The sequence below is a fragment of the Nesterenkonia salmonea genome, from assembly GCF_005771525.1.
Classification (GTDB): domain Bacteria; phylum Actinomycetota; class Actinomycetes; order Actinomycetales; family Micrococcaceae; genus Nesterenkonia; species Nesterenkonia salmonea.
The window spans coordinates 17963-36163 of record NZ_VAVZ01000007.1 but is presented as its reverse complement, the minus strand read 5'-3'; the positions used below and the strand labels follow the sequence as shown (position 1 = coordinate 36163).

At 60.3% G+C, this 18201-nt stretch carries 11 protein-coding genes; 3 read left to right on the top strand and 8 right to left on the bottom strand.

The features are described from left to right. The 3 genes from uvrC to uvrA are packed head-to-tail and all read right to left on the bottom strand — an operon-like array spanning position 1 to position 5553. Positions 1-1884 carry an excinuclease ABC subunit UvrC gene (gene uvrC, locus FEF26_RS03740; protein ID WP_138252207.1) on the bottom strand — a complete coding sequence of 628 codons (1884 nt, stop codon included), beginning with the start codon at positions 1882-1884 and terminating at the stop codon, positions 1-3. Continuing rightward, positions 1877-2602, bottom strand: coding sequence for a lysophospholipid acyltransferase family protein (locus FEF26_RS03735; RefSeq protein WP_138252206.1), 726 nt, complete (start codon positions 2600-2602; stop codon positions 1877-1879). The genes uvrC and FEF26_RS03735 overlap by 8 nt, the downstream gene beginning before the upstream one ends. A 41-nt stretch (positions 2603-2643) precedes the next feature. Beyond that, complete coding sequence (uvrA, locus tag FEF26_RS03730) at positions 2644-5553, bottom strand: excinuclease ABC subunit UvrA (RefSeq protein ID WP_243730395.1); 2910 nt, start codon at positions 5551-5553, stop codon at positions 2644-2646. Positions 5554-5659: 106 nt separating this feature from the next. Here uvrA and FEF26_RS03725 point away from each other — a divergent pair, with 106 nt between their 5' ends. Genes FEF26_RS03725 through FEF26_RS03715 form a run of 3 tightly spaced genes read left to right on the top strand, consistent with a single transcriptional unit; the run spans position 5660 to position 10223 of the window. After that, complete coding sequence (locus FEF26_RS03725; protein ID WP_138252204.1) at positions 5660-6328, top strand: MBL fold metallo-hydrolase; 669 nt, start codon at positions 5660-5662, stop codon at positions 6326-6328. Continuing rightward, entirely contained in the window at positions 6322-8943 is a 2622-nt protein-coding gene (locus tag FEF26_RS03720) for a DEAD/DEAH box helicase (protein WP_481850146.1), read from the top strand. The genes FEF26_RS03725 and FEF26_RS03720 overlap by 7 nt, the downstream gene beginning before the upstream one ends. After that, positions 8940-10223, top strand: coding sequence for an alpha/beta fold hydrolase (locus FEF26_RS03715; protein WP_138252202.1), 1284 nt, complete (start codon positions 8940-8942; stop codon positions 10221-10223). Before FEF26_RS03720 ends, FEF26_RS03715 begins: the two co-directional genes overlap by 4 nt. Before the next feature lie 9 nt (positions 10224-10232). Here the strand turns inward: FEF26_RS03715 and uvrB are convergent, their stop codons facing one another. The 5 genes from uvrB to FEF26_RS03690 all read right to left on the bottom strand — a co-directional run bounded on the left by uvrB (position 10233) and on the right by FEF26_RS03690 (position 18151). Next, complete coding sequence (uvrB, locus tag FEF26_RS03710) at positions 10233-12365, bottom strand: excinuclease ABC subunit UvrB (RefSeq protein ID WP_138252201.1); 2133 nt, start codon at positions 12363-12365, stop codon at positions 10233-10235. 21 nt (positions 12366-12386) lie between these two features. Next, positions 12387-12992, bottom strand: coding sequence for a dephospho-CoA kinase (gene coaE / locus FEF26_RS03705; protein ID WP_138252200.1), 606 nt, complete (start codon positions 12990-12992; stop codon positions 12387-12389). Positions 12993-13063: 71 nt separating this feature from the next. Next, positions 13064-14857, bottom strand: coding sequence for a BCCT family transporter (locus FEF26_RS03700; protein ID WP_138252199.1), 1794 nt, complete (start codon positions 14855-14857; stop codon positions 13064-13066). A 142-nt stretch (positions 14858-14999) separates the two neighbouring features. Beyond that, positions 15000-16505 carry a 30S ribosomal protein S1 gene (rpsA, locus tag FEF26_RS03695; protein WP_138252198.1) on the bottom strand — a complete coding sequence of 502 codons (1506 nt, stop codon included), beginning with the start codon at positions 16503-16505 and terminating at the stop codon, positions 15000-15002. A 260-nt stretch (positions 16506-16765) separates the two neighbouring features. Continuing rightward, on the bottom strand, positions 16766-18151 hold the full coding sequence (locus tag FEF26_RS03690) for a GNAT family N-acetyltransferase (protein WP_138252197.1): 1386 nt from the start codon (positions 18149-18151) through the stop codon (positions 16766-16768). Positions 18152-18201: the final 50 nt, after the last annotated feature.

Below are 18201 nucleotides of genomic sequence, written 5' to 3'. Positions count from 1 at the left end.
CTACTGCGCCTGCGTGTCTCCCCGCAGGTGTTCTAGAATCTTCTGAGCCGTCTCTAGCCCCAGCCCGGGCACTTCGGCGATCTCCTCTGCGGTTGCCCTGGTGAGGTTTGCCACCGATCCGAAGTGAGCAACGACCGCGGCTCGACGTTTAGGCCCCAGTCCAGGGACCTCATCGAGCGCGGAGGCGGTCATCTTTTTGGACCTGGTGGTCCGGTGATAGGCGATGGCGAAGCGGTGTGCTTCGTCCCGGATGCGCTGAAGCATGTACAGCGCTTCGGAGGTTCGAGGAAGCACCAGGGGGAACTCGTCATCGGAGACCCAGACCTCTTCCAGCCGTTTGGCTAGGCCCACCACCGGCATATCAGTCAGTTCGAGGTCATCAAGTGCCCGTCGGGCAGCTGCTACCTGGGGTTGCCCTCCGTCAACTACTACCAAAGTCGGCGGATAGGCGAACTTTCCAGGATCGTCGACGTCGAGGTCAGCGGACTCTTGGAGGTATTTCTTGAACCTCCGGGTGAGCACGTCGTACATGGCGGAGGTGTCGTCTCGGGCTGCCTCCCCGCGGATGCTGAAACGTCGGTAGTCCTTCTTCTTGGGTAGCCCGTCTTCCAGCACCACCATTGAGGCGACGACGTTGGTTCCCCCCGTATGGGAAACATCGAAACACTCGATACGAAGCAGAGGCTCTTCGAGTCCCAGCTGTTCCTGAAGCTCTCGGAGCGCAGCGGACCGGGTTGTAATGTCGCTGGATCGTCGGGCCTTGTGCAGGCTCAGGGCCTGCTGGGCGTTCTCCTGGACAGTATCCAGTAGGGCAGCTTTATCACCGCGCTGCGGTACGCGGAGGTCCACTGCTGCGCCGCGGCGCTCTGAGAGCCATTCCGTGAGCTCTGCGCGGTTATCCGGAACCGCGGGTACAAGCACTTCACGAGGTATTCGTTCGGTGTCAGCCATATCTCCGTATATCTGGAGCACGAGCTGCTCAACCATACCGGCGTCGTCGATCTCCTCGACTTTTTCCGAAATCCAACCACGCTGACCTCGGATGCGGCCCTGGCGGACGTGAAAGACCTGAGCGCTGGCTTCCAACTCGTCCTGAGCAAAGGCGAAGATATCGGCGTCTGTCTCCTCAGTCAGCACCACCGCGTTGCGCTCGAACACCCGCTGGATGGCGTGAAGGTCATCGCGGTGCCGGGCTGCATCCTCGTAGCGCAGTTCTGAGACAGCCAGTTTCATCTGAGCTTCGATCCGCCTGATGTGAGGACCGGGGCGACCAGCCATCACCTCGACGAACTCCTGCGCGAGCTTGCGGTGATCTTCGACAGAGATCTTTCCCACGCATGGCGCGGAACATTTGTCGATGTAGCCGAGCAGACAGGGACGTCCAGCTGCTTCAGCACGCTTGTACACCCCTGCCGAACAGGACCGGACCGGGAAAACGCGCAGCATCGTGTCAACTGTGTCCCGGATGGCTTTGGCAGGGTAGAACGGCCCAAAGTATTTGACGCCCGGTTTTTTGTCCCCGCGCATCACCTGAACCCGTGGGACCGTCTCATTCATGGTGACAGCAAGGTACGGGTATGACTTGTCGTCGCGGTACATGATGTTGAACCGCGGGGTGTGCTGCTTGATCCACGTGTACTCCAGCTGGATGGCCTCCAGTTCTGAGCCGACAACTGTCCACTCCACGGAGGCGGCCGCATGCACCATGGCATACGTTTTGGGATGGAGCTGACGTACCGATGTGAAATACGAGTTCAGACGGGACCGTAGGCTTTTGGCCTTGCCCACGTACACCACACGACCATGGGCATCGATAAACCGGTACACCCCGGGCCGCGTGGGAATCTCACCAGGTTTGGGACGGTAGCTAGCTGGATCAGCCATCGGCTCCGGCAGGTCTGGTGTTGTACTCCTGGACGCGTTCTTGACCAGAGAGCTCCGCAATGGCGTCCATCACGGCGTTGGTGGCTTCCTTCCGCGGTTTCATGGAGTGCTTCTCCCCCAACTTCTCGAAGTAAAGCGGAGCACCGACTCGCATCTCAAACCGTGCCGGGCGCATCATGTTCTTATCTGGCGGCTGAAGCCTTTCAGTACCCCGGAGGCCAACTGGAACGACCGGTGCGCCGGTAGCAAGAGCTAACCATCCGACACCGTTCTTCCCGCGGTAGAGTCGCCCGTCACGGCTGCGGGTACCTTCAGGGTAGATGCCGACTCCATGACCGGCCTCGATGATCGAGGTGAGCCCATAGAGAGCCTCAACCGCGCCGGACTGTCTGTCACGATCCACCGGGACGGAGCCGAAGGATTCGAAGAAGAAACGCATGCCTCGGCCCCGCAGCCCAGTCTGAGTGAAGTACTCGGCCTTGGCAAAGAAGCTCACCGCACGGGGAAAGATGCCCTGGATGAGCACTGAGTCCAGGAAGCTCAGATGGTTGGAGGCCACAATGAAGCCGCCAGTGTCAGGGACGTTTTCGAGCCCTTCGACTGTTGGGCGACAGAGTAGACGAAGGGCGCCTCCACCGACTCGGCGGATGCGCTCCTGTGCTGCTGTGCGGCCTTCAACGACGGCGGCCGTGGCTGGTGGTTCCGGTACGGTGTTCATCGCAAGAGAGCTTAGCAACTGTGCAGCCCGCAGGGGCCCGTTCAGAGCAGCGGCGCCAGGAACTTTCCGGTGTGGGAGCCACTGGCCTCATGATTCTTGGCGATATCCTCAGGCATGCCTTCGGCGATGACTCTTCCGCCGCCGGATCCTCCCTCGGGGCCGAGATCGATGACCCAGTCCGCTGACTTCACCACATCGAGGTTGTGCTCGATAGTCAGCACTGTGTTTCCCTTGTCCACCAAACCTTGAAGGACACCCAGGAGTTTCCGAATGTCCTCGAAGTGCAAGCCGGTCGTGGGCTCGTCCAATACGTAGATGGATCTGCCATTGGAACGCTTCTGCAGCTCCGAAGCCAATTTGACCCTCTGCGCCTCACCGCCGGAGAGTGTCGTAGCCGATTGGCCGAGTCTTACATACCCCAGGCCCACCTCGACCAGCGTATTGAGGTGCCGGGCGATAGGCGCGAAGGCGGAGAAGAAGTCCGCTGCCTCCTCGATGGGCATGTCGAGCACATCTGCGATGGACTTGCCCTTGTAGAGAATGTCCAGAGTCTCGCGGTTGTAGCGCGCACCCAGGCACACCTCGCAGGGTACGTAAACATCTGGGAGGAAGTTCATTTCGATTTTCAGTGTGCCGTCACCTGAGCAGGCCTCGCAGCGACCGCCCTTAATATTGAAGCTGAACCTTCCTGGCTGGTAGCCGCGAGTCTTAGCTTCCGGAGTCGACGCGAACAGCTTCCTGATGTGATCGAAGACGCCGGTGTAGGTCGCTGGGTTGGATCGCGGGGTGCGACCGATGGGACTCTGGTCCACCTGGATGATCTTGTCCAGATGGTCAGCAATGCCGTCGATCCGCCGGTGCCGACCTGGCACCTGACGCGCCTTGTTGAGCCGGTTGGCCAGCGATTTTGACAGGATCTCATTGATCAGTGTCGACTTCCCCGAACCCGAGACACCCGTCACGGCCAGGAGAACGCCCAACGGGATGTCCACCGTGACGTTGCTGAGGTTGTTCTCCTCTGCTTCGACAATACGCAGCTTGCGCTGCTGATCGATTGTTCTCCGTTCGGCAGGCACCGCGATACTGCGTCGACCGGCGAGGTAGTCACCGGTGATGGAGTCCTCATTGGCCCGCAGTCCCTCTACCGAGCCGGAGTGAACGATGCTTCCGCCCCGCTCCCCCGCACCTGGGCCAATGTCCACGATCCAGTCAGCTTCACCGATGGTGTCTTCGTCGTGTTCGACCACGATGAGAGTGTTGCCGAGGTCTCGCAACCGGGTGAGTGTCTGGATGAGGCGGGTGTTGTCCCGTTGATGGAGGCCGATGGAAGGCTCATCCAGCACATAGAGAACCCCGACCAGGCCCGAACCGATTTGGGTCGCGAGCCTGATGCGCTGGGCCTCGCCTCCAGAGAGGGTTCCGGCGGCCCGCTCCAGGTTGAGATAGCTGAGCCCTACATCGAGAAGGAACTGCAGGCGAGCGTCAATTTCCTTCAGCACTTGGTCCGCAATCTTGGCGTCACGGGTTGAGAGCTCAAGGCTGCCGAAGAACGCGGCGCACTCGTCGAGCGGCAGGCGCGCCACCTCTGCGATAGATCTGTCAGCTACGAGGACTGACAGAACTGCAGGGTTGAGCCGCTGGCCGGCACATGCGGGACAGGGGATCTGCCGCATGTACTGTTCGTACCTATCCCGCGCGTTGTCTGATTCGACTTCCTCGTGTTTGCGCTCAATATAAGCCAGTACGCCTTCAAATCCACTGGTGTAGCGACGTTCGCGTCCCCAGCGGTTGCGATAGGACACCTTCACTTTGAAGTTGCGCCCGCGCAGCAGTGCCTTCTGCACTTTGGAGGAGAGGTCTCGCCATGGGGTGCTGATGGAGAAATCGAGTTCCTCGGTCAACCCTTCAATGATCCGCACCCAGTACTTCTTCGTCTCCGCACCCATAGACCAGGGTGCGATCGCGCCGTCTTGGATTGAGAGCGAATCGTCGGGGACAACTAGATCTGGGTCCACCTCCAGCCGAGAGCCGATGCCTGAGCAGACGTCACAGGCGCCAAACGGTGAATTGAAGCTGAACGTGCGCGGCTCAATTTCGTCGATGGGCAGAGGATGCTCATTCGGACAGGCCAGATTCTCGCTGAATGATCGGTACTTGGGGCCGGTGAGTCCCTCTGGGACGCGCGATGGGTCTGCGGGCTCACCTGCGTCATCGAGATCGACCATATCGATCACCACTCGCCCATCAGCTTGCTTCAACGCGGTCTCTATGGAATCCGTAAGGCGCTGCCGCATGCCTTCACGAATGACCAGGCGGTCGATGACCACATCAACTGTGTGCTTGTACTGCTTTTCAAGTGTCGGCGGATCATTGAGCTGGACGAGCTCCCCGTCAACGACAGCGCGGGAGAACCCTGCCCCTGCCAGCTCACGGAACAGGTCCTTGAACTCACCCTTGCGTTCGCGAACGACGGGCGCAAGAACTTGGAATCGTGTGCTCTCAGGCAGACTGAGAATCTGGTCCACGATCTGCTGGGGGGTCTGCCGGTCAATCTTCTCGCCGCATTCTGGGCAGTGTGGAACGCCGATCCGCGCCCAGAGCAGACGCAGGTAGTCATGAATTTCGGTCACAGTACCGACTGTGGAACGGGGGTTCCGCGACGTTGACTTCTGGTCGATGGAGACCGCAGGCGAGAGACCTTCGATGAAGTCAATATCCGGCTTGTCCACACGTCCCAGGAACTGGCGGGCGTACGCAGAGAGCGACTCCACATAACGTCGTTGCCCTTCAGCAAAAATGGTGTCGAACGCCAGGGATGATTTCCCCGATCCGGAAAGTCCCGTGAATACGATGAACGAGTTCCGGGGCAGCTCAACTCCGATATTCTTCAGGTTGTGCTCGCGTGCCCCTTGGACAACAATTTGGGTGGCTTCAGCTCTGGTTTCCGGCACGCGCACAAGTGTAAGCCCGCCCCCGCATTCGAACAAGTGTTCTAGGCGTGAAGTTAGCCGTGAGCGCAACCTGGACGGATTCGGCCGTACGCATAGACTGGAGCGCATGGCTCCGGACAACTCCTTGATCTATGACTTGCCCGCAGTGACTCTTCGGCGCATTGCCGTCAGTGAGATGAGTAACAACGTGTATCTGCTCACTGCCAAGAAATCAGGGATCCAGGTTCTGATTGATGCCGCAGACGATCCGGCGGAGATTCGCTCGATGATTGCTGAGGCGACAGGTGACACGCCGTGCTCTCCTGGGCTGCGCGCGGTCCTCACCACCCATGGACACTGGGACCACATCCGCGCTCTCGCTGATTTCGCCAAAACTGACGGGGTCGAACTGGCCGCTGGAGCGCACGACGCCGCCGACATCGAATCGGAGAAGGGTGTCACCATTCATCGCAAGCTTGAGCACGGCACCACGATTCGGTACGACGGCATAGGTCTTGACGTCCTCCACCTGCGGGGACACACCCCGGGTTCTGTGGCGTTCGTCTACCCTGTGGAGGACGGCCCCACGCACATCTTCACCGGAGACTCCTTGTTCCCCGGGGGCGTCGGCAAGACATCCAGCACTGCGGATTTTGAACAACTGATCGACGACGTGGAGTCCAGAATCTTCGCGGAGTACGACGACGACACCATCGTCCACCCAGGTCACGGAGACCCAACGACCTTGGGGGCTGAGCGACCACATCTAGCGCAGTGGCGGGAGCGCGGCTGGTGACGCCGCCCCAGCCCACATCTTCAGCGACCCTGCGGGTTCCCGGATCTTGGAGCACCCCCACGCCGGACCAGCTCTTCGAAACGTTTCATGAGTGGGCAGAAGCCCAAGGGCTCACGCTGTACTCGGCCCAGGAAGACGCCATCCTGGAATTGGCGGACTCTCAGCACGTGATTATGGCGACTCCTACTGGGTCGGGTAAGTCGCTTGTGGCATTGGCTGCCCATTTTTTCGGCCTCGCTCGTGGTGAACGCACTATGTACACCGCACCCATCAAAGCGTTGGTGAGCGAGAAGTTCTTCTCCCTCGTCGGAGTCTTCGGCGCGGAGAACGTCGGCATGGTGACCGGAGACTCCGCCGTCAACGCTGGCGCACCCATCATCTGCTGCACGGCCGAGATCCTGGCCAATGAAGCTCTTCGCGATGGCGCCGAGGCTCGTTTGGGCCCTGTGGTGATGGACGAGTTCCACTTCTACGCGGACCCGCACCGGGGCTGGGCCTGGCAGGTTCCACTGATCGAGCTGCCGCAGGCTCAGTTTCTTCTCATGTCCGCCACCCTGGGTGAGACCACCCGGTTCGAGAAACGCATCGCAGAGCGGACCGGACGTGACGTCGTGGTCGTTTCATCCGCTGAGCGCCCTGTCCCCTTGAGTTTCGAATACTCAACGACGGCTTTGGTGGACAAGCTGGAAGAACTTGCTGGCATGCAGCTCGCCCCGGTGTATGTGGTGCATTTCTCCCAGCGTGAAGCCGCCGAGCAGGCTGCGGGCTTGATGAGTCTCAACCTGCTGTCGAAGCCAGAGCGCGAGCGTCTCGGGGAACGGCTCAAGACTTTCCGCTTTGCCAAAGGTTACGGTCAGACGCTGTCCCGCCTGTTGAAGTCCGGAGTGGGAGTCCATCACGCCGGAATGCTGCCGAAGTACAGGAGACTTGTCGAGCAGTTGGCGCAGGAGGGGCTACTGAAGGTCATCTCCGGAACCGACACTTTGGGCGTCGGCATCAACGTTCCCATCCGCACGGTGCTGCTCACAGGCCTTTCGAAGTATGACGGTTCACGAGTCAGGCAGCTCAACGCCCGCGAGTTCCACCAAATCGCTGGCCGCGCGGGACGCGCCGGATTCGATACAGAGGGCACAGTCGTAGTCCAGGCCCCAGAACATGTCATTGAGAATGAGGCCGCCGCGCGCAAACTGGCTGCCAAACATAGTGGGGATGACGCCAAACTCACACAAGCTCTGAAGACAAAGCCCAAGAAGAAGCCTCCTGAAGGTTTCGTTTCGTGGAGCGAGAAGACTTTTGAGAAGCTGATCGTCGCGGAACCGGAGCCTATGGTTTCCCGCATGAGAGTCACCTATGCGATGGTGCTTCATCTTCTGAACCGGCCCGAGGACCCGGTGATGGCCATGCGCCGGCTCATCACGAGCTCCGATGAGACTCCGGTGCGGCAGGCACAGCTGCAACGCCGCGCCTTAGAGATCCTTCGTGAGCTCTTGGCTGCCGGAGTTTTGGAGAAGTTTGATGAGCCCGATGAGGACGGTCGCACAGTTGATCTGACGATCGACCTGCAGGACGACTTTGCGTTGAATCAGCCGCTGGCTCCATTCGCGGTGGCGGCGTTGGACCTGTTGGATCCGGAGTCTGAAACGTATGCACTGGAGGTCATCAGTGTCATCGAGTCCATCCTGGAGACGCCTTACCAGGTGACCGGTGCTCAGGTGAAGAAACTCAAGTCGGAGCGGCTGGCAGAGCTCAAAGCCGAGGGCGTGGACTTCACCGAGCGGATGCGAATCTTGGATGACATGACTCACCCGCAGCCGTTGGCGGAGATCCTGGAGCAGCAGTTCGAAGTGTACCGAGCCGCTGTCCCGTGGGTCGCCGACCATGAGTTGCAGCCCAAGTCTGTGGTGCGAGACATGATTGAGCGCGCTTTCACCTTCATCGACGCGGTGAATTTCTACGGACTGGCCCGCAGTGAAGGCGTGCTGCTGCGCTACCTCACGGACGCTTACCGGACATTGAGTCAGACTGTCCCCACAGCGAAGGTCAACGAGGACCTTGAGGACCTGCTGGAGTGGCTCGGTGAGGTTATTAGGCAGACAGACTCGTCACTCTTGGAAGAGTGGGAGCGGCTGGCTGCCGGCGATGATCCTGAGAAGCTCGCAGCGTGGGAGAAGCACCGTGACGACGACGCCGCCTCAGTCCCCGTGACTGGTTTCACCAGTAATGAGCGGGCCTTCGCTGTGGTGGTCCGCAACGCGATGTTCCGTCGCGCGGAGCTGTTTTCCCAGGAGAAGGAAGAGGCTCTCGCAGGTTTGCAGCGGGAGCGTTCGCCGAATTCCGACTGGGCGGACCCGGATCGCTGGGCGGATGCGCTGGATGGGTTCTTTGACGACTACGAGGACGTGTACGTCGACGCCAAGGCACGCAGTGCCGAGTACTTCCTACTGGACAAGAATCCAGCTGATAAACCCGGCTTCTGGCACGCGGTCCAGGTGCTCGATGACAACAAGAGCAATCACGACTGGGGCATCCACGCCTGGATTGACCTGGCCGCCTCCGACGAGGCCGAAGCAGCTGTTCTCACGGTCCATCACGTCGGTGAGCTGAGGAACGCATGACCACCCGGCAACTGATGGACAGCACACGGATTACTGAGCACTGGATCACGGTGCCACTGGACTGGTCGGTTCCTGATGGTGAACAGATTCAGGTTTTTGCTCGCGAGTTCGTCGGTTCTGGGGCCCTCTCCAAAGGCCGACTTCACGTCGATGCGCTGCCTTATCTGCTGTTCCTGCAGGGCGGACCCGGAGGCAAAGGGACCCGACCCGCGAAGCTGGGCGGGTGGATGGCCGAACTCGTCCAAGACTTCCGGATCGTCATGCTGGACCAGCGGGGAACGGGACGGTCCAACCGCTTGGACCGCCACAGTCTGCACGACCGCGGAGCACCTGGAGAGCAGGCGGAGTACCTGAAGCAGTTCAGGGCTGATTCGATAGTGCGCGACGCCGAGGCGTTGAGAGATCAACTCGGTATCCGTTCCTGGACGGTATTCGGTCAGAGTTTCGGCGGGTTCTGCGCCCTGACCTACCTCTCATTCTCTCCCGACCACCTCGACAGGGTCCTCATCACTGGAGGATTGGCGCCACTGACTGGTCACCCTGACCGGGTGTACCGCCAGACGTATCGCCGCATGGCAGCCCGCAACGCCGAGTACTTTGAGCGCTTTCCGGAGGACCGTCAGCAGCTCGACGCGGTCTTCGACCATCTGCGCAACCATGAAGTCCATCTGCTGGATGGGTCCCCGCTGACGACTCCTCGGCTGCAAATGCTCGGCATAGTACTGGGGGCGAATACGAAAGCCGATTCTCTCCACTATCTTCTGGAGGAGGCTTTCGCAGGTGAGACCCTTTCCGACACGTTCCTGGCTGAAGTCGGACAGCGCATCAGCTTCGCCGGTAACCCAATGTATGCGGTGATGCATGAATCCATCTACGGGCTCCCCGGTGAAGCTCCCACCAACTGGTCCGCTGAGCGGGTGCTGGCTGAGTTCCCGGAGTTTACGGAGCAGGCGGTCTCTCCCCTGTTGACCGGCGAGATGATCTTCCGCAGTCACGTTCAGCTGGATCCCGTGTTGGCGCCGCTAGCCGGAACCGCCGATGCTCTCGCAGCGGCGGAGGACTGGGGCCCGCTATACGATCTGGACCAGCTTGCGCGCAATGAGGTCCCGACGGCTGCCTGCGTGTACACCGATGATGTGTTCGTCGACCGCACGTTGTCTCTTGAGACGGCTGGCCAGGTGGCGAATCTGTCCGTCTATGAGACACAGGACTTTCACCACGACGGCATCCATGACGACGGCACGGCAATCCTTCGCGAACTGCTTCGCCGCACTGAGTAGAGGCCGTCGCTATTCGGCAGCTTGGATGGCTCGCAGTTCGCGCTTGAGATCACCCAACTCGTCACGAAGCCGTGCAGCGAGCTCGAAGTTGAGGTTCTCCGCAGCTCGGTGCATCTGCTCCGTGAGCTGAGCGATGAGGTCAGCGGTGTCTTTGGCTGGTGTCTGCGCGGCAAAACCTGCAGTCTTTCCGCTCTGCTCGCCCTCGGCGTCGTCGTCCTTGTGGAAACCGGTGAAACCGCGGTGACCTTTTCCGTATTGGAAACCGGTGGCCAGTCCTCCCATACCTTGGAGCAGATCGGCGGTGTCGTCATCTTCTCTGGCGAGCTGATCGGTGATGTCCGCAATCTTCTTGACCAGCGGCGTTGGATCAATCCCGTGCTCGAGGTTGTGCGCGATCTGGCGGTCGCGTCGACGTTCCGTCTCATCAATGGCCCGGCGCATGGAGTCAGTGATCCGGTCGGCGTACATGTGGACCTCGCCGTGCAAATTACGAGCGGCACGCCCGATGGTTTGGATGAGGCTCGTGGTGGATCGAAGGAACCCTTCCTTGTCAGCGTCCAGGATAGCCACGAGGGAGACCTCAGGCAGGTCCAGGCCTTCGCGGAGCAGGTTGATCCCGACCACTACATCGAAAGTGCCTTTTCGCAGCTCTCGAAGGATCTCGATGCGCTTGAGCGTGTCCACATCAGAGTGCAGGTATTCAACCTTCACTCCGTGCTCAAGTAGATACTCGGTGAGGTCCTCTGCCATGCGCTTCGTCAAGGTGGTGACGAGAGTCCGCTCACTGCGCTGAGTGCGCGACCGGATCTCTCCAAGCAGGTCGTCGATCTGACCCTGCGTCGGTTTGACCTCGATCTTGGGGTCGACGAGTCCGGTGGGGCGAATGATCTGCTCAACAACACCATCGGATTGACCCATCTCGTACTTGCCGGGTGTGGCTGAGAGGTACACCGTCTGGCCAATACGGTCCAGGAATTCGTCCCATTTCAAGGGCCGGTTATCCATGGCGGAGGGCAGGCGGAAACCATGTTCCACCAGCGTTCTCTTGCGTGACATGTCCCCTTCGTACATGCCGCCGATCTGCGGGATCGTCACATGGGATTCGTCGACGATCAGCATGAAGTCATCAGGGAAGTAGTCCAGGAGGCAGTGCGGTGCGGACCCGGTCTCACGTCCGTCAATATGCCGGGAGTAGTTCTCGATGCCGTTGCAGAAGCCCATCTGCTGCATCATCTCGAGGTCGTAGGTGGTGCGCATGCGAAGCCGTTGAGCCTCCAACAGCTTGTTCTGGGACTCCAGCTCCTGCAAACGTTCGCGCAGCTCGTCCTCGATAGCGGCAATGGCTCTGGCCATTCGGTCCTCGCCTGCCACGTAGTGGCTGGCGGGGAAGATGTACATCTCTTCCTCATCGCGGACCAGTGTCCCGGTCAGAGGGTGCAGCGTCTGGATGGACTCAATCTCATCTCCGAAGAGTTCGATGCGGACCGCGAGCTCCTCATACATGGGGATGATCTCCACCGTGTCGCCGCGAACCCGGAAAGTTCCGCGGTGGAAGTCGGTGTCATTGCGCACGTACTGCATAGCGACGAAGCGGCGGAGCAGCTCGTCCCGATCGATGGTCTCGCCCCGCCGCAGGGACACCATCTGCGCGATGTACTCTTCAGGCGTTCCGAGGCCGTATATGCAGGAGACTGTGGCAACCACGACCGTGTCCCGCCTGGTCAGGAGCGCATTGGTCGCTGAGTGCCGGAGGCGCTCAACTTCTTCGTTGACCGAGCTGTCCTTCTCGATGAACGTGTCCGTCTGCGGAACGTACGCCTCAGGCTGGTAGTAGTCGTAGTACGAGACGAAATACTCCACGGCGTTGTTCGGCAGCAGCTCCCGGAACTCATTGGCCAATTGTGCAGCAAGGGTCTTGTTCTGCACCATGATGAGAGTGGGGCGCTGCAGCCTCTCGATCAGCCAGGCGGCAGTCGCGGACTTGCCGGTCCCTGTAGCACCCATCAGGACAACGTCCTTTTCACCACCTTCAACCCGCTCAGCGAGTTCCTCAATGGCTTGTGGCTGGTCGCCTGAGGGCTGGTAGGGACTTTCGACGGAGAAGGGAGCAACGGTCCGGGAGATCTTGGGGGCAAGACTCATGAGCAGTAGTCTACGCCTTCTTCATCGAATCTGTGTTCGAAGCTCAGTCCAGAGCCGATCGGTCTGCGCGTGGAGTTCCTCCAGCGTTCCTGAGTTGTCCAACACCACGTCCGCAGCGGCTGCTCGCTCACGGTCCGTAGTCTGCGCACTCATCCGTGACTCGGCTTCGCTGCGGTCCATCCCGCGCTCCTCCCCCATTCTGCGGAGCCGCTCCTCCTCAGGAGCCTCTACGACGACCAGGACGTCGAACCGGTCCTGCTGGCCGGTCTCCACCAAGAGAGGAATATCCTCAACCACCACTGACCCCTCTGGGGCGGCGTCTCGAAGCCGAGCTGCAGCTTCGCGGACCCTTGGGTGAATGATCGCGTTGAGCCGACCTCGGGCGTCGTCGTCGTCGAAAATTACGTTACCCAGGGCGGTTCGATCAAGGGAGCTGTCCTCACCGACAACATCTTGCCCGAATTCAGCGATAACCTCGGCCAGGCCTTCCGTTCCGACCTCGACGACTTCTCGCGCGAGCTGGTCTGCATCAATGATGATGGCACCATGCTCGGCGAGACGCTGGGAGACTGCGGATTTTCCGGAGGCGATTCCGCCAGTGAGCCCTACATGAAGAATTCTGGACATGGCTCCACTGTAAAGCGTGATCCCGTCCCGCCATGACTCTGGCAGGACGGGATCACTATGTGAGTGCCAGGTCAGCGGCCGGGCGGGACATCGCCGGCGTCAGGCGCGGCGGGGTCCACGACCGGGTTCTCTCCGGTCCGGATCCGGTACTCGGTGACGACCGGGGGCTGCTCAGCATGTTCCACTTCGGGCGCAGTCTCCGGCTGAGTGCCCTCTGCATAGTCAGGTGCGACCACCGAATGCGCCAGACTGTCGTCGTTTTCCTCCATGCGGCGCTCGAACTCCTCAGGCGGCAGGGTCTGCAGCCAGCGGCGCGTGCGCAGATGCTTGATTTCGCCGGCGTCCTCACGCATCGCTCGGGAGAGGTTGAACATGATGAAGTACCCGAGGATGAAGAACGGCAAACCGAAGACAAGCGCGACGTTCTGCAGCGCCTCCAGTCCTCCCTCACCTGTAGCAGTGAGCAGAATCGCGGCAATCGTGCCGATGGCGATGGTCCAGAACGCCCGCTGGTGCAGCGGAGCCTTGCCCTCGAAGCCGTTGCACATATCGTCCAGCACCAGAGAACAGGAGTCCATAGAGGTGATGAAGAAGATACCTACGAGCATGATGGCGATCGCCGAGGTGAGGGTGGCCAGCGGGAACTCTGCGAGGAAACTGAACAGAGCTGTTTCGACGCCGTCCTCTACGACGGAGTCAACAAGCCCTCCTTCACCATTGAGCTCAATATCGAATACTCCTGTGCCCCACACGCCGAACCAAATGATGGTGAACAGTGTGGGCAGTCCCAGCACTCCAGTGACGAACTGGCGGACGGTGCGGCCCCGCGAGATTCGGGCGATGAAGATGCCGACGAACGGCGCCCAGGCGATGGTCCACGCCCAGTAGAAGATGGTCCAGGTCTCCTGCCAACCTGTGTCCGACATCGTGTCATTCCACCAGGCAACCTCGGGCAGCATTCCGAGGTAAACGCCGGTCCATTCGAACATGCCCCGAAGCAGATACACAGTGGGACCTGTCACCAGAATGAAGCCAAGCAGCAGAATGGCTGTCCAGATATTGAAGTTGGACAGCCGCTTAATGCCTTTCTCAACACCCAGAACGGAGGACACGGTGGCCACTAGCGTGACCACGGCGATGATGACGATGAACGCCCACCAGACATCCGGCAGCCCTACTAGCTGGGCCAAACCGGCGTGAATCTGAAGTGTTCCAAGGCCGATGGACACGGCCACGCCGAAGATGGTCCCGACAATGGCGAAGACGTCAATGGCTTTACCGATAGGGCCGTGAATGCGTTCCCCGAGAAGCGGCTGGAAGAGCGAGGACACACGCGGTGGCAGTTTGCGCTTGTAAATGAAGTAGGCGAATGCAAGCCCCGGCAACGTGAAGATGGTCCAGGTGTGCAGTCCGAAGTGGTACAGGGTGAAGCCCATTGCCTCACGCGCTGCTTCTTCGGTGCCCCCTTCAATGCCGAGCTGCTCCCCTCGCGGTGGAGTGTCGAAGTGGTATGCAGGTTCGGCGACGGCCCAGAACATGAGGATCGTGCCGATACCTGCGGCGAAGAGCATGCCGAACCAAGAGATATCGCTGTGTTCGGGACGCTCGTGGTCGTCTCCCAGACGCATGAGACCGAAGCGCCCGACAGCCATCCAGAGCAGGAAGATCAGGAAAATTGTGACGCCGGAGACGTAGAACCAGCCGAGATTCTCATAGAGCCAGCCGGAACCGGTACCCCAGAAGTTCCCCATTTCCTCGGGGATAGCGAGCGTGACAATCACGAAAACCGTGATGATGGCCGCCGAAATGAAGAATATAACGGGACTTGTCCGGAGCCTAAACAGGTCGTGGACCTTCTCGAGCATGTGTTCCTCTCACGTTGAGCACAGGCCTGAGTAGGCCCTGGACGGTGCCCTACCGTAAGCAGGATTTGCTCCTAAACGCAACAAAGGCCGCTCGATCCCGAGGGATTGAGCGGCCTTTGTTCAGCTAGCGTTCAGCTATTGACTACTTTCCGGTGAGCTTCTCCCGCAGAGCTGCGAGAGCCTCATCGGATGCCAGAGTTCCGGCATCTTCAGTTTCAGGCTGTGCCGAGGAGTAGTTCGACGGAGCCGGCTCGGGGGACTTCCGTGGGCTGCTCGACGATGTCGAGGACATCGAGGCCTCGGCTGCTGCCTCGGCGTCGGCCTCGATGGCCTTGCGCACCTGGTCCTTGTGGCTCTCCCAGCGTTCCTGAGCGATGGCGTACTGAGCTTCCCACGCGGCGCGCTGCTCTTCGTAGCCTTCCATCCACTCGTTGGTCTCTGGGTCGAAGCCCTCGGGGTACTTGTAGTTGCCCTCGTCGTCGTACTCTGCGTCCATACCGTAGAGAGCGGGATCGAAGTCTTCGGCTTCTGGCTCCACGCCCTCATTGGCCTGCTTCAGCGACAGGCTGATCCGACGGCGCTCGAGGTCAATGTCAATAACCTTGACGAAGACATCATCGTTGACGGAGACAACCTGCTCGGCCAGATCCACGTGGCGCACGGCCAGCTCGGAGATGTGCACCAAGCCTTCGATGCCGTCTTCGACGCGGACGAACGCACCGAAGGGCACCAGCTTGGTGACCTTGCCTGGGACAATCTGGCCCAGAGCGTGGGTGCGAGCGAAGGTCTGCCATGGGTCTTCCTGGGTGGCCTTCAAGGAAAGTGAGACACGCTCGCGGTCCATATCCACCTCGAGAACCTCTACAGTGACCTCGTCGCCGACTGAGACGACTTCCTGCGGGTGATCGATGTGCTTCCAGGAGAGCTCGGAAACGTGGACCAGCCCGTCCACACCGCCCAGATCGACGAATGCGCCGAAGTTGACGATGGAGGAAACGACGCCGGTGCGCACCTGACCGCGCTCGAGCTTGTTCAGGAAGGTGGAGCGCACCTCGGACTGAGTCTGCTCCAGCCATGCACGGCGGGACAGGACCACGTTGTTGCGGTTCTTGTCCAGCTCGATGATCTTCGCCTCAAGCTCCTGGCCGATATAAGGGGCCAGGTCGCGGACACGGCGCATCTCCACCAGGGAGGCCGGGAGGAAGCCGCGCAGACCGATATCCAGAATCAGACCACCCTTGACCACCTCAATGACTGTGCCGGTGACAACGCCGTCCTCGTCCTTGATGCGCTCAATGTCGCCCCAAGCACGCTCGTACTGAGCACGCTTCTTGGAGAGAACCAGACGGCCTTCCTTGTCCTCCTTCTGGAGCACGAGAGCTTCGATCTGATCGCCGACGGCCACGACCTGGTCGGGGTTCACATCATGCTTGATCGACAGTTCGCGGGAAGGAATGACGCCTTCAGTCTTGTACCCGATGTCCAGCAGGACCTCGTCACGGTCGACCTTGACGATTGTGCCTTCTACCAAGTCTCCGTCGTCGAAGTACTTCATCGTCGCATCGACGGCAGCCAGGAACTCTTCTTCAGTTCCGATGTCGTTGATGGCGACCTGGGGGGCACCGGGGGCGGTTGCAGTGGTGGTCATGTAGTAGGTGTTCCTATGGGGATTGTGTGATTGGGTCAGTGCACTGTTCTTATCTGGCACTGATCGGCGGACAATTGCAGGGCGCTCGGAGCCATACAAAACTCGTATGATTCTCGAGCGGGATCTGTCAGAAGTCAGACACGACTCTGTGCGCAGAACGCGCCCGTTTAGTCTATACTCCCGCAACAACCTGGCACAACCGCGCGTCTTGTATGACGCCCGACGCCTCCTCGCCTGGTCAACGCCGTAGGCAGACGCACCTAGAAGTGCGTGGCACAGTGCGGAGCAGTCGGAAGATCCACAGTGGAAGAGAATGCAGCCCAGTCGGCCTCATCCTCCGCGGTGATCCGGCCGGCATCACGCAGGGTCAGCACGGAGACGTCACCGAGGTAGAGCGACCCCAGTGCCGCAACATCCAGCCAGAAATGTTGTGGAGCGGTCGCGCTCTCTGTGCTGGTGACCTGAGCGACGCCACCGGAGATGGAGACTGTGAAGACTCCATCAGCGATCCCCAGTGAGTCGCTGATGGTCAGGCTGAACTCACCATCAGCGTTCCACGCGCGTGCTTCCAGTGCCGCCACCGGGTTGAGCACACGAATCCAGAGAACGTCACCGAGGCTCGTGGTTTTCACCGCCCGGGGGTTGACCAGGGCGTGCTGTAGCGGATCGGACACTGGTGAGCCGTTGGGTGTCACGATGCGGTCCACAAGGTCCATACCTGCCAAGTGCCGCAGCAGTTCGATCCGGCTGGTGGCGTCAACGGCGATCAGATCGCGGATGCGCATAGTGGAGGGCTCGGAGTCCCAGCCTGCGTAGGTGAAGACCACATAGCCGCCGATACTTCCGTCGTCGCGGACATGCACGGCAGCCCGTGCTTTGCGATCCCAGCTGGTGATGTTCTCGGGGTCCCACCGGGCAGTGCCAGTTTCCCAGTACGTGGACTGCCGGCCTACCGACCCACGGGTATTCGCATGGAACTGGGCGAAGACGTCTTTGAGGACATCCTTGGTTTTGGAGGGGTCTACGGTGAGTGCCTTCCCGACCGGGGGCGTGGTCAACGCGAAACCATCCCCTGCGGCGGAGGCGTTGATCTGCAGACCCCGGAGCCTGGTCGCGGCCCCGAATCCGAACCTGCCGTAGATTCCGCCCTCGGATACCGTCAGGGCAGCCAGGGCCATGCCGTCCTCGACGGCGCTGGCGAGTCGGTTGGTCATCATGTGCTTCAGAATGCCTCGGCGCCGGAAGCTCGGGTTGACCGTCACCCCGGTAATCAGACGGGCTGGCAGAGGCTCTGCTCCCCCGGCATTGATGGTCTTGTCATAGTCAACAAATGTGCCCACCGGATGATCCGGATCGAATCCGACCGTCTCCAGGGCCCCACCCCAGGGCTCCAGCGCAGCGAAACCTCGGTCTACGTAAACGCCTGTCAGTTCCTGGGCGTCTTCGTTGAACACTGGATGGAGCCGTTCTAACTGCTCATCGCTGTACCAGGGTTCGTAGAACCCGTACTCGACGGTCCGAATAAAGGCAGCAGTACTTGCGTCCGGCTTGCCGCCTTCGTCAGTTCCGGGTTCGAAAGTCCTGCTGGACAATCCTTCGGCCAGCGAAGAGACAGCGGGAATCTGGGGCGCAAACTCTGAAGTCACCGCCCAAGCCTATCGCTTGGGGTTTAGGTGCGGTACTGCACATGCGGGTT

Excerpts from the sequence above, each read along its gene's own strand:
- uvrC (WP_138252207.1), bottom strand. The coding sequence starts at position 1,884 with ATGGCTGATCCAGCTAGCTACCGTCCCAAACCTGGTGAGATTCCCACG.
- FEF26_RS03715 (WP_138252202.1), top strand. The coding sequence starts at position 8,940 with ATGACCACCCGGCAACTGATGGACAGCACACGGATTACTGAGCACTGG.
- FEF26_RS03725 (WP_138252204.1), top strand. The coding sequence starts at position 5,660 with ATGGCTCCGGACAACTCCTTGATCTATGACTTGCCCGCAGTGACTCTT.
- rpsA (WP_138252198.1), bottom strand. The coding sequence starts at position 16,505 with ATGACCACCACTGCAACCGCCCCCGGTGCCCCCCAGGTCGCCATCAAC.
- coaE (WP_138252200.1), bottom strand. The coding sequence starts at position 12,992 with ATGTCCAGAATTCTTCATGTAGGGCTCACTGGCGGAATCGCCTCCGGA.
- uvrB (WP_138252201.1), bottom strand. The coding sequence starts at position 12,365 with ATGAGTCTTGCCCCCAAGATCTCCCGGACCGTTGCTCCCTTCTCCGTC.
- FEF26_RS03735 (WP_138252206.1), bottom strand. The coding sequence starts at position 2,602 with ATGAACACCGTACCGGAACCACCAGCCACGGCCGCCGTCGTTGAAGGC.
- FEF26_RS03700 (WP_138252199.1), bottom strand. The coding sequence starts at position 14,857 with ATGCTCGAGAAGGTCCACGACCTGTTTAGGCTCCGGACAAGTCCCGTT.